Source organism: Pseudomonas sp. HMSC065H01 (assembly GCF_001815235.1).
In the GTDB taxonomy this organism is placed as follows: Bacteria; Pseudomonadota; Gammaproteobacteria; order Pseudomonadales; family Pseudomonadaceae; genus Pseudomonas; species Pseudomonas aeruginosa.
In genome coordinates this window covers 31,545-43,215 of sequence record NZ_KV819932.1, presented here as the reverse complement: position 1 = coordinate 43,215, position 11,671 = coordinate 31,545, and the positions used below count along the sequence as shown (strand labels likewise).

At 66.3% G+C, this 11,671-nt stretch carries 11 protein-coding genes; 3 read left to right on the top strand and 8 right to left on the bottom strand.

What is annotated here, in order from left to right:
- The first annotated feature begins 49 nt into the window (after window positions 1-49).
- Window positions 50-1,090: a recombinase RecA gene (recA, locus tag HMPREF3014_RS27620; protein WP_003092260.1), complete on the top strand. Its 1,041-nt coding sequence runs from the start codon at window positions 50-52 to the stop codon at window positions 1,088-1,090.
- Window positions 1,091-1,095: 5 nt separating this feature from the next.
- Window positions 1,096-1,557, top strand: a complete 462-nt coding sequence (recX, locus tag HMPREF3014_RS27615) for a recombination regulator RecX (protein ID WP_003098485.1) — start codon at window positions 1,096-1,098, stop codon at window positions 1,555-1,557.
- Between the two features lie 21 nt (window positions 1,558-1,578).
- On the opposite strand, the gene HMPREF3014_RS27610 is transcribed toward recX, so the two are convergent.
- Together HMPREF3014_RS27610 and HMPREF3014_RS27605 are read right to left on the bottom strand one after the other, a co-directional pair.
- On the bottom strand, window positions 1,579-2,649 hold the full coding sequence (locus HMPREF3014_RS27610; RefSeq protein WP_004345445.1) for an LOG family protein: 1,071 nt from the start codon (window positions 2,647-2,649) through the stop codon (window positions 1,579-1,581).
- Between the two features lie 82 nt (window positions 2,650-2,731).
- Window positions 2,732-4,135: an MBL fold metallo-hydrolase RNA specificity domain-containing protein gene (locus tag HMPREF3014_RS27605; protein ID WP_003098484.1), complete on the bottom strand. Its 1,404-nt coding sequence runs from the start codon at window positions 4,133-4,135 to the stop codon at window positions 2,732-2,734.
- A 179-nt stretch (window positions 4,136-4,314) separates the two neighbouring features.
- On the opposite strand from HMPREF3014_RS27605, the gene HMPREF3014_RS27600 reads away from it, so the two are divergent.
- Window positions 4,315-6,720: a phosphoketolase family protein gene (locus tag HMPREF3014_RS27600; RefSeq protein WP_003119357.1), complete on the top strand. Its 2,406-nt coding sequence runs from the start codon at window positions 4,315-4,317 to the stop codon at window positions 6,718-6,720.
- A gap of 123 nt (window positions 6,721-6,843) precedes the next feature.
- On the opposite strand, the gene HMPREF3014_RS27595 is transcribed toward HMPREF3014_RS27600, so the two are convergent.
- The 6 genes from HMPREF3014_RS27595 to HMPREF3014_RS27570 form a co-directional block, all read right to left on the bottom strand.
- Window positions 6,844-7,065, bottom strand: coding sequence for a DUF3820 family protein (locus tag HMPREF3014_RS27595; RefSeq protein ID WP_003092249.1), 222 nt, complete (start codon window positions 7,063-7,065; stop codon window positions 6,844-6,846).
- Window positions 7,066-7,083: 18 nt separating this feature from the next.
- A complete protein-coding gene (locus tag HMPREF3014_RS27590; RefSeq protein ID WP_003092248.1) occupies window positions 7,084-7,494 on the bottom strand; it encodes a quorum-sensing-regulated virulence factor family protein in 411 nt (136 codons plus the stop codon).
- Between the two features lie 175 nt (window positions 7,495-7,669).
- The gene (locus HMPREF3014_RS27585; RefSeq protein WP_003113877.1) at window positions 7,670-8,734 is read right to left on the bottom strand and encodes a polyamine ABC transporter substrate-binding protein; all 1,065 of its coding nucleotides are present in this window, start codon (window positions 8,732-8,734) and stop codon (window positions 7,670-7,672) included.
- Window positions 8,735-8,822: 88 nt separating this feature from the next.
- Entirely contained in the window at window positions 8,823-9,593 is a 771-nt protein-coding gene (locus HMPREF3014_RS27580) for an ABC transporter permease (RefSeq protein ID WP_003092244.1), read from the bottom strand.
- The gene (locus tag HMPREF3014_RS27575) at window positions 9,586-10,479 is read right to left on the bottom strand and encodes an ABC transporter permease (RefSeq protein ID WP_003092241.1); all 894 of its coding nucleotides are present in this window, start codon (window positions 10,477-10,479) and stop codon (window positions 9,586-9,588) included. Before HMPREF3014_RS27575 ends, HMPREF3014_RS27580 begins: the two co-directional genes overlap by 8 nt.
- 4 nt (window positions 10,480-10,483) lie before the next feature.
- Entirely contained in the window at window positions 10,484-11,575 is a 1,092-nt protein-coding gene (locus HMPREF3014_RS27570; RefSeq protein WP_003119359.1) for an ABC transporter ATP-binding protein, read from the bottom strand.
- Between the last annotated feature and the right edge of the window lie 96 nt (window positions 11,576-11,671).

Sequence of the window (11,671 nt, the reverse complement as noted above, 5' to 3'; positions counted from 1 at the left end):
ATACAGTTGTTCGTGGCCGTCCGGCCGCCCTGACTTCGCGAGGACTTCAATGGACGAGAACAAGAAGCGCGCCCTGGCCGCGGCCCTGGGACAGATCGAACGCCAATTCGGCAAAGGCGCGGTCATGCGCATGGGCGACCATGAGCGCCAGGCGATCCCGGCCATCTCCACCGGCTCCCTGGGTCTGGACATCGCCCTCGGCATCGGCGGCCTGCCCAAGGGCCGGATCGTCGAGATCTACGGTCCGGAATCCTCGGGCAAGACCACCCTGACCCTCTCGGTGATCGCCGAGGCCCAGAAACAGGGCGCCACCTGTGCCTTCGTCGACGCCGAGCACGCGCTCGATCCCGACTATGCCGGCAAGCTGGGCGTCAACGTCGACGACCTGCTGGTCTCCCAGCCGGACACCGGCGAGCAGGCCCTGGAAATCACCGACATGCTGGTGCGCTCCAACGCGGTCGACGTGATCATCGTCGACTCCGTGGCCGCGCTGGTACCCAAGGCCGAGATCGAAGGCGAGATGGGCGACGCCCACGTCGGCCTGCAGGCACGCCTGATGTCCCAGGCGCTGCGCAAGATCACCGGCAATATCAAGAACGCCAACTGCCTGGTCATCTTCATCAACCAGATCCGCATGAAGATCGGCGTCATGTTCGGCAACCCGGAAACCACCACCGGCGGTAACGCACTGAAGTTCTACGCCTCGGTCCGCCTGGACATCCGTCGTACCGGCGCGGTGAAGGAAGGCGACGAGGTGGTGGGTAGCGAAACCCGCGTCAAGGTGGTGAAGAACAAGGTTTCCCCGCCGTTCCGCCAGGCCGAGTTCCAGATCCTCTACGGTAAGGGCATCTACCGTACCGGCGAGATCATCGATCTGGGCGTGCAATTGGGCCTGGTCGAGAAGTCCGGCGCCTGGTACAGCTACCAGGGCAGCAAGATCGGCCAGGGCAAGGCGAACGCCGCCAAGTACCTGGAAGACAATCCGGAAATCGGTTCGGTACTGGAGAAGACCATTCGCGACCAGTTGCTGGCCAAGAGCGGCCCGGTGAAGGCCGACGCCGAAGAAGTGGCTGACGCCGAAGCCGATTGAGGCCAATGGCGATCGTGCTCGATACGCCCGTCGCCGTGCGGCGGGCGGCCATGGATCTGCTGGCGCGCCGTGAGCACGGGCGCGCCGAGCTTTCCCGCAAGTTGCGCCAGCGTGGCGCGTCTGCCGAGTTGATCGATCCTGCCCTCGACCGCCTGGCCGAGGAAGGTCTGCTCGACGAATCCCGCTATCTCGAAAGCTTCATCGCCAGTCGCGCCCGTAGCGGCCATGGGCCGTTGCGCATCCGTGAGGAACTGGCGCAGCGCGGTCTGCCGCGCGCCGATATCGAAAGGGCGCTGGGTGCCTGCGAGGTCGACTGGAGTGCGCAATTGCGTGAGGTCTGGCGCCGCAAGTTCGCCCGCCTGCCGCAGGACGCCAGGGAAAAGGCCCAGCAGGGCCGCTTCCTGGCGTACCGGGGTTACTCCATGGAGTCGATCAGCCGCCTGTTGAACGGCCGCAGCGACGATTGAGCGCGTGCCGGAGCGGCAGCTTCAGTCCCAGTTTTCCGGCAGGTTGATGTAGTCCAGCAATTCCCGCAGCCGCCCCTGGTCGCGCCCGTTGAACACGAAGGCGAGGCGGGTCAGGTTGCGGAACTCCGGTTCGTCCTGTTCCTGCTCGCTGTAGGCCTGCTGCTGGAAGCCGCCGCTCAGGCAGAGGCTGGCGAAGTGTTCGTGCAGGTGCGCCAGCGCGGCTTCGTTCAGGGCGTGGTTCAGGCGAATCACGAAAGTGCCTTTCAGCCAGCGGCTGGAGTGGAAGTTGCGGTAGAACTGGGCGATTTCCTTCACCGCGTCTTCGGCCGAATGCACCAGGCGCATCAGGCGCATGTCGGCCGGCAGGATATAGTGATTCTCCAGCAACTGTTCCTGCATGAACTCCAGGGCGTGTTCCCAGTAGCGGCCGCCCGGCTGGTCGAGCAGCACGATCGGCACCAGCGGACTCTTGCCGGTCTGTACCAGGGTCAGCACTTCCAGTGCCTCGTCTAGGGTGCCGAAGCCGCCGGGGCAGAGCACCAGGCCGTCGGCTTCCTTGACGAAGAACAGCTTGCGCAGGAAGAAAAAGTGGAACGACAGCAGGTTGCCGCTGCCGTCCACCGTATGGTTGGCGTGCTGCTCGAAGGGCAGGGTGATGTTGAAGCCCAGGCTGTTCTCCAGCCCGGCGCCTTCGTGGGCGGCGGCCATGATGCCGCCGCCGGCGCCGGTGATCACCATCAGGTCGTAGCGGGCCAGTTCCTCGCCCAACTTGCGCGCCAGGGCATAGACCGGATGTTCGACTGGCGTGCGCGCCGAGCCGAACACGGTGACCTTGCGTCGCCGCTTGAACTGCTCGAGGACGCTGAAGGCATGCTCCATCTCGCGCAGGGTCTGCAACATGATCTTGGCGTCCCAGCGGTTGCGGTCGGCCTGGGCCATGCGCGTCACGGTGAAGAGCATCTCGCGGTAGAGCGCGAGATTGGGGCTGTCGCCGGGAGCCGCAAGGGCCGCCAGTTCGTCGACCTTCCGCGCCAGGTCGGTGCCGCTGGTCTGGAAGTGCCGGGAAAGATAGTCATCGGCTTCGTAGGGCATTCGCATACTCCTTCTACAACCACCCTGGACAGGCGGTCATCCGCATACTGCCACGGACTGCGTGACAGTTGCGGACGGCGGCTCAGATCTCGATGCGTTCGCCGGGCTCCGGTATCTCGGCATCCCAGTCGAGACGCTCGCGGATCGCGCCCTGCAGCGCTTCCATCTTTTCCCGCTCGCCATGTATCAGGTATAGCGCTGGACGGTGGGCGAAGTGACCGACCCAGTCGAGCAGCTGCGATTGCCCGGCGTGGGCGGAGAAGCCGCCGAGGGTATGGATCTGCGCCTTGACCGCGATGCGCTGGTGGAACACGCGAACCGCGCTGGCGCCGTCGACGATGTTGCGGCCCAGGGTGCCGCGCGCCTGGAAGCCGGGGAATACCACATGGCATTCCGGGCGCCAGAGGTTGTGCTTGAAGTGATGGACGATACGGCCGCCGGTGCACATGCCGCTGCCGGCGATGATGACCGCGCCGCTCTTGATCCGGTTGATCGCCATCGACTCGTCGGCGCTGCGGGTGACGCGCAGCACCGGCAGCCATTCCTCCAGGCGGGTGGTGCCGGTGCCGCGAATGTACTCGCGGTCGCGGTCGTCGAACTCGTTGCTGTGGCGCAGGTAGATGCCATTGGCACGGGCGGCCATCGGGCTGTCGAGGAATACCGCCTGTTGCGGCAGGCGGCCCTCCTGGTAGAAGCGGCCGAGGTAGTAGAGCAGGTCCTGGGTGCGGCCGACGGCGAACGACGGGATCAGCACGTTGCCGCCGTCGCGGTGCGCCTGGTCGAGAATCGCCGCCAGTTCCTCCAGGGTGTCGTTGCTGTCGCGGTGATCGCGATCGCCATAGGTGGATTCGAGCATCACCACGTCGGCCCGGCTCAGCGGCGAGGGCGCGCGCATCAACGGCGAGCAGGTGTTGCCGAGGTCGCCGGAAAACACCAGGCGGCGCGGTTGCACCTGGTCGTGGAATTGCACTTCGACGATCGACGAGCCGAGGATGTGCCCGGCGTTGTGAAAGGTCACCCGCACGCCACGAGCGACCGCCACGGTGCTGCCGAGGCTGATCGGCCGGCGCAGCTTGAGCGCGCGTTCGGTGTCGGCCTGGGTATACAGCGGCTTGATGCTCGGCTTGCCGATCCGGTTGCGCCAGCGGTTCTCCCACTCGGCGTCCTTTTCCTGGATGTGCGCGGAGTCCAGCAGCATGAGTTCCAGCAGTTCGCAGGTGGCCTCGGTGGCGAAGATCGGGCCCTTGAAGCCCTCGGCCGCCAGGCGCGGCAGCAGGCCGCTGTGGTCCAGGTGGGCGTGGGAGATGACCACCGCGTCGATGCTCGCGGGATCGAAGGGGAAGGGCGCGCGGTTGCCGTTGTCGGCTTCGCGGCGCCCCTGGCGCATGCCGCATTCGAGCAGGACCTTCACGCCATCGAGGGTTTCCAGCAGATAACAGGAGCCAGTGACCTCCTGGGCGGCGCCTAGAAACGTCAGTGATGCCATCGAGCCTCCTCCGTCAGAGCTCTGTCGACACCCCGATACCTTTCGGGGATCGTGGAATGCCATGGAACCTTCGTACAGGGCCAGGGTGAACGAATCGGGGGCGGGGAGCTTGATGCAGGTCAGCGCCCTTTGCCGTGTGCTGCCTAGACTGCAAGGCACCACTAGGGAGGCTACCCACCATGAGTCAGATTCTGCCCAGTCAGGACGAGTTGCTTGCCCATGCGGCGGCCGAGCCGGCGTTTGCCGCGTGGCTGCAAGGCCATGGTCCGCTCCAGCATAGCGCAGAGACCCGCGCCGCCGTGTTCCGCACCGCTCATCAATTGGTCCAAGCCGGGCTGCAACCGGACCTGGCCAGCGTCTACCAACTGTTCCGCGCCCTCGACCGGCTGACCGCCAGCGCCCTGCGCATCGTCGTGCACATGACCTACGCCCGGCGCATCCGCCTGGACGGCCAGCCGTTGCAGGCCGAGGATTTCAAGACACAGCCCGAGGGCCACACCGGCGGAGCCCTGAACATGGTCCCGGCCTACGCCGGCTATCTGGCACTCAACGTCCTGACCGGCAAGACTCGCGCCTGGCTGATGGGCCAGGGCCATTGCGTGGCCGCCATCGACGCGCTGAACGTCCTCACCGGCAACCTGCACCCGGAGCAGGAGCGCGCCTATGCCGACGGCGAGGAAGGGCTGAACCGCTTGCTGCAGGACTTCTACGGCTACGCCCAGGCCCCCAACGGCGCACCGGCGGCGCCACTGGGCAGCCACGTGAATCCGCATACCGCCGGCGGTATCGCCGAGGGCGGCTACCTCGGCTTCGCCGAATTGCAGTACGCGCACATGCCGCTGCCCGGCGAGACCCTGGTGGCGTTCCTCTCCGATGGTGCCGCCGAGGAACAGCGCGGCAGCGACTGGATTCCGCGCTGGTGGCGAGCCGAGGATTGCGGGGCGGCGCTGCCGGTGATGATCGCCAATGGCCGGCGCATCGAGCAGCGCACCGAACTGGGCACCCATGAGGGGCTGGAGGGCTTCAAGCTGCACCTGCGCCGCTGCGGCTTCGATCCGATCAGCTTCGATGGGCGCGACCCGGCCGCCTTCGTCTGTACGCTCTGGGAGATGGAGCAGCGCCTGGAGCGGCGCGTGCAGGAGAAGAACAGCGGCATCCTCCGCTACCCGCTGCCGATTCCCTACGGCATCGCCGAGACGGTCAAGGGCTTCGGCTTCTATGGCGCCGGCAACAACGCCGCGCACAACCTGCCGCTGCCGGGCAATCCGCATAACGACGAACAGGCCCGGCAACTGTTCAACCAGCATGCAAACGAACTCTGGGTCGAGCCTGAGGCTCTCGAATTGGCCCGCCGGCTGTTCGCCGAGCAGCGCGGCGAGCGTCCCCTCGAACGGGACAACCCGCTGGCCCTGCGCCATCCCATCGAACCGATCATCCCGCCGCTGCGCTATCGCGACGACGCCTGCTCGCCGATGGCCGCGCTGGACCGCTTCTATACCGAACTGGTGGAGGCCAACCCCGACCTGCGCGCCCGGGTCGGCAATCCCGACGAATTGGCCAGCAACCGCCTCGGCGGCGTGCTCAAGGCGCTCAAGCATCGGGTCAGCGAGCCGGAGAGCGAACTGGAATCGGTGAGCGGTCGGGTCATCACCGCGCTCAACGAGGAGGCGGTGGTGTCCGCCTGCCTGGCCAACCAGGGCGGACTCAACCTGGTTGCCAGCTACGAGGCGTTCTGCGTGAAGATGCTCGGCGCGGTGCGCCAGACCCTGATCTTCGCCCGCCAGCAGAAGGAAGTCGGGCGTCCGGCCGGCTGGCTGGGCTGGCCGCTGGTCGCTACTTCGCATACCTGGGAGAACGGCAAGAACCAGCAGTCGCACCAGGACACCACCTTCTGCGAGGCCCTGCTTGGCGAGATGAGCGACATGGTCCGGGTGCTCTTCCCGGCCGATCACAACAGCGCCCTGGCGCTGCTACCGACGATCTACCGCAGCCGGGGCCAACTGGCCTGCCTGGTGATCCCCAAGCGCGACCGGCCGATGGTGTTCGACGCCGTCCAGGCCGAGCGCCTGGCCCGCGACGGCGCGATCCTGGTCGAGGAGCGCTGCGGCTCCGATCCGCTGCTGCTGATCGCCAACGGCAGCTACCAGCTCGAACAGATGCGCCGCGCCGCGCAGCGCCTGGCCGAGGCCGGGCAGGCCTACCGGCTGGTCTACCTGCAGGAGCCGGGACGCTTCCGCGCGCCGCGCGATCGCTGGGAGGTCGAGGCGGTGGCCGACGAGGCGCTGGTGGAACGACTGTTCCCGGATAGCCATGAGCGCCGCGTGCTACTCACCCATATGCGCGCGGAAGTGGCGCGCGGTCATCTTTGGCCGATCCTGCCGGATGCCCGGCGCACCTCGGTACTCGGCTATCGCAACCGCGGCGGCACCCTCGACGAGGCGGGCATGCAGTTCGCCAACCGCGCCTGCTGGGGCAACGTGCTGGCGGCTTGCGCCCGCTTGATGGAGGTGCCGCGCACCGCGCTGCTGACTCCGGAGGAAGCGGCGGCGGTGGCCGGCAAGGGCGATCCGGCGTTGTTGCGCTGAGTTCGGCTGCGTATCGGCGGATAACGTCTGTGGCGTTATTCGCCCTGCCGAACGGGGGCGGGTGTCTGGCGAAGGCAGGGTGTGGGCAGGGTGTCGGCGGATAGCGTCGGCGACGTCATTCGCCTACGGAGCGGGGGGACGAAGCGGCTTGAGCAGCCCGTCCAGCCCGTCGATCTTCAGTTCCAGGGTCAACTGCATCAGCCGCCCGAGTTCACCAGGCGGGAAGCCTTTCTTGTAGAACCACAGCAGGTACTCCTCCGGCAGGTCGACCAGCATCCGTCCCTGGTACTTGCCGAACGGCATCGGCGTCCTGGCGATCTTCAGCAGATGCTGCTTGTCCAGCATGGCGACCGCGCGGCGCGCTTACTTCTTGCCCTGGATGCGGCAGCTGCCGGCATCGAAGCGTTCGGTGGCGACCGGCTGGTTGGTCTTGTACTCGGTGAAGCTGTAGGTGAGGATCGCGCCGCGGGCGAGCAACTGGCGATAGCCGGTGTTGCTGCACACGCTATCGCCGAGCTGGCTGCGCACGCTGTCCGGGTTGGAGCGCATGCGCTCGGCGTGGCTGGCGCGTACGCTGAGGTGATTGATCAACTGGTTGCCTTCGACGGTGTAGCCCTGGTCGAGGATGTCTTCGTTGATGGCGCGGGGAGTGCCTACGCTGCTTTCCTTGGCCACTTTCTCCAGCATCTTGCTCAGTTCGAAATCCTTGAGCGAGGCGGCATGGGCGGCGGTGGGCAGGACGAAACAAAGGGCAAGGGCCATGAAGCGCGACATCGAAGATCTCCTGGGGCAATAAGCGGATTCGACCGATGGAGGGGGCGAATTGTTTCCGTCGGCCCATTCCCGGGACGGACGGTGGCGAATGGGTGCCATGTTACCGCGTTCGGTGCGGGGCACGGAAACGCAAAAGGGCGACCGAGGGTCGCCCTTTCGTCGATAGCGGTGCGGATCAGCGCAGCTTGATCTCTGTCCAGAGCTTGTTCAGGGCGCGTCGCTGGCGCGAGTTCAGGTCCTTCAGCGGCTCCAGCCTGGCCTGGGTGGTGGCGTCCGGGAACAGGGCGGCGAGCGTCTTGATTTCCGGCTTGATGAAGGGCAGGGCGGCGGCGTTGGGCGTGCCGGTACCGATCTGGTTGGTCAGCTCGGAAGCGTTCCGACCGTCGAGCATGAAGTCGATGAAGCGGTAGGCCAGGTCAGGGTTCTTCGAGCCCTTGTGGATCACCATGTTGTCGATGGCCAGCACCGCACCTTGGCGGGGCAGGGCGAAGTCGACCTTGAAGGCGCGGCCGGCAGCCTCCGCGTCGGCCCTGGCCTGGTACATGTCGCTGGAGTAGCCATGGGCGACCCAGATGTTGCCCAGGGTCAGCTCCTTGATATAGCTCGACGAGTTGAACGCGGCCCAGTACGGCTTGGCCGCGAGGATCAGCGCCTGGGCTTCCTTCCAGTGCTGCGGGTCGGTGTCGTTGGCGGAGTGACCGAGGTACTTCAGGGCGGCGCCGAACAGTTCCTGCGGGTCGTCCATCACCGTGACCCTGCCCTTGATCTTCTCCAGGACCGCCGGGTCGAAGATCACCGACCAGTCGGCGGGGTCGATGCCCAGCTTGTCCAGCTCGGTCTTGTTGTAGCCGACCAGGGTGGTGGTGAAGGCGTAGGGCAGGGAATAGCGGTTGCCCTTGTCGAAATCCTTGTCGAGGTAGCCCGCGGCCTCGTTGCTCAGGTTCGCCAGGCGACTCTTGTCCAGCTCCAGCAGGTCGCCCTTGCGGATCAGCGCCTCGACCGCGTTCTGGGTCGGGATGATCACGTCGTAGCCGCTGGCCCCGGCGGCCAGCTTGGCCATCATTTCCTCGGTGCCGGAATAGAACTCCTGCACCAGCTCGCAGCCACATTGCTGCTCGAAGCGTTTCAGCGTGTCCTCGGCGATGTAGTCGTTCCAGTTGAACAGATACAGCTTCTCGGCGGCGGTGGCCTGGGCGGCTCCTGCCATGAGGGTTGCGACGAGCAACAGCTTTTTCATCATGGTTCCTTGTTACGGGGTGGCAGGGCTCCGGAAACCGGAGCAGGGCAAGGCCGCGGGCCTCTCCGGGAGGCCCGCGGGTTTCGGCGGATCAATGGCCCTTGATGGCGCTGGGGGAGAGTTTCGAGGCGATCACGATCAGCACCAGGGTGAGCAGCATCAGCAGGGTGGAGACGGCGTTCACTTCGGGCGTCACGGCGATCTTGATCATGGTGTAGATCTGCGTCGGCAGGGTGGCGAAGCCGCCGCCGGCGGTGAAGAAGGTGATCACGAAGTCGTCGATGGACAGGGTGAAGGCCATCAGCGCGCCGGCGACGATGCCCGGCATGATCAGCGGCAGGGTCACCAGGCGGAAGCTCTGCCAGGGCGTGGCACCGAGGTCGCGGGCCGCCTCGGTGAGGCTTTCGTCCATGCCCGACATGCGCGCCTGCACCACCAGGGCGACGAAGCCGACCGAGAAGGTGATGTGCGCGAGGGTCACCGAGAGCATGCCCAGGCTCATGTTCAGGCCGATGAAGAAGATCACCAGCGAGACCCCCATCAGGAGTTCCGGAATGGCGATCGGGGTCAGCACCAGCAGGGGCAGCACGCGCAGCTTGAAGCGATGCAGGGCGACCCCGGCGAGGGTGCCGAGCAGGGTCGCCACGCTGGCCGAAACCAGCGCGATGACCAGCGAGTTGGCGGCGGCCTGGAGCATGTCGCGGTTGCCGAACAGCTTGCGGTACCAGTCCAGGGTGAAGCCCACCCACTCGGCGTTCAGCCGCGAGTCGTTGAAGGAGTACAGCACCACGATCACCAGCGGTACGTAGAGGAACAGGTACACCAGCGCGGTGGCGCTCCAGAGCAGGTAGGGCCTACGCATGGGCGCCTCCCTTGCGGGCGCGCGCGGCGCCCATGCCGAGGGCGACCAGCAGCAGGATGCAGCCGGTCAGGGCGATCGACAGCGCGCTGCCGAACGGCCAGTCGCGGGAGTCGAGGAACTGGCTCTTGATCAGGTTGCCGATCATGATGCCGTCGGTACCGCCGACCAGGTCGGGGATGGCGAACATTCCCAGCACCGGGATGAATACCAGTGCCGCGCCGGCGGCCACGCCCGGCAGCGAGAGCGGGAAGGTCACCCGCCAGAAGCGTTGCCAACGACCGGCGCCGAGGTCCTGGGCGGCGTCCAGCAGGGCCGGGTCGTGTTTCTCCAGGTTGGCGTAGAGCGGCAGGATCATGAACGGCAGGTGCACGTAGACCATGCACAGGATCACCGCGAACGGGGTGAACATCAGGCTGATCGGCTGCGCGCCGAACAGGTCCAGTGCGGCGTTGATCCCGCGGGTCAGGGCACCGGACGGCGAGAGGATGATCATCCAGGCGTAGACGCGTACCAGCAGGTTGCTCCAGAACGGCAGGATCACCAGCAGGATCAGCAGGTTGCGCCACTTCGCCGGGGCCCGGGCGAGGGTGGTCGCCACCGGGTAGGCGAGCAGCAGGCAGGCCAGGGTGGTGACCAGGGCGTAGCCGAAGGATTTGACGAACAGTTGCAGGTACACCCAGCTCTCGGTGAGCCGGGTGTAGTTCTCCACGCTGAGGTCGTAGACGGTCTGCCCGTCCTCGCTGTACATCCAGGGCGCCAGGCCGCCGTAGTCGCCGGGAAAGCGGAACGAGGCGAACAGCATGATCAGCGCCGGAACCAGGAAGAAGAACAGCAGATACGCTTGCGGCGGCCAGACCAGCAGCCACTTGCCGAGGTTCTTTCTCATCGTCTCAGGCCCTGACCAGATGGCCGGCATCGAAGCGCCAGGCGGCTTCCACCGCGTCGCCCACCTCGAAGAACTTGGCTCGGCCGGGCGTGGCGTTGGGCAGCAGGGTTTCCAGGCGCTCGCCGTTCTCCAGTTCGACGATGTACAGGGTCACGTCGCCCAGGTAGAGCAGTTCGGCGACGCGACCGCGGAAGTGCACCTCGTCGCTGTCGGCGGTGACGCTCTGCGCCAGGCGGATCTTCTCCGGCCGCAGGGTCAGCACGCAGGCCTCGCCGGGCTGGGCGTCGAAGGATTTCAGCGCCTGGACCTCGCCCAGGCCCCTGAGGTCGATGCGCACGCGTTCGCCGTCGACCGCCTCGACCGTGGCGTCGAGCAGGTTGCACTGGCCGATGAAGTCGGCGACGAAACGACTGCGCGGGAAGCTGTAGATGGTTTCCGGGGCGTCCAGTTGCTCCACCCGGCCCTGGTTCATCACCGCGATGCGGTGCGACAGCGCCAGGGCTTCGCCCTGATCGTGGGTGACATAGACGAAGGTGATGCCGACGTCCTTCTGCAGGTTGATCAGTTCGATCTGCATTTCTTCGCGCAGCTTGGCGTCCAGCGCCGACAGCGGTTCGTCGAGCAGCAGCAGGCGCGGCCGGTTGACCAGCGCGCGGGCGATCGCCACGCGCTGGCGCTGGCCGCCGGAAAGCTGTGTCGGCATGCGCCCGCCCTTGTCCGCCAGGCGCACGTCCTTCAGGGCCTGTTCGACGCGGGCGTCGATCTCGCTCTTCGCCACTCCGGCCATCTTCAGCGGGAAGGCGATGTTCTGCGCCACGCTCATGTGCGGGAACAGCGCGTAGCTCTGGAACACCGTATGCACCGGGCGCTTCTCCGGCTCGACGCCGGCGAGGTCCTGGCCGTTGAGGCGGATCTCGCCGCTGTCCGGCTGGTCGAAGCCGGCGAGCATGCGCAGGAGGGTGGTCTTGCCGCACCCGGAAGGGCCGAGGAGGGTGAAGAATTCGCCGGTGTTGATCGTCAGGCTGACATTGTCGACGGCGGTGAAGTCGCCGAAGCGGCGGGTCACGTTGCGGATCTCGAGCAAGGGGGGCGTCACTCGTCTGGAGAGGCAGTAAGGTCAGCGGGCGGAGCCGGCTGCCCGGTGTCGAAAAAGGGGGCGGATTATAGGGATCGCATCCCGCTCTAACTAGAC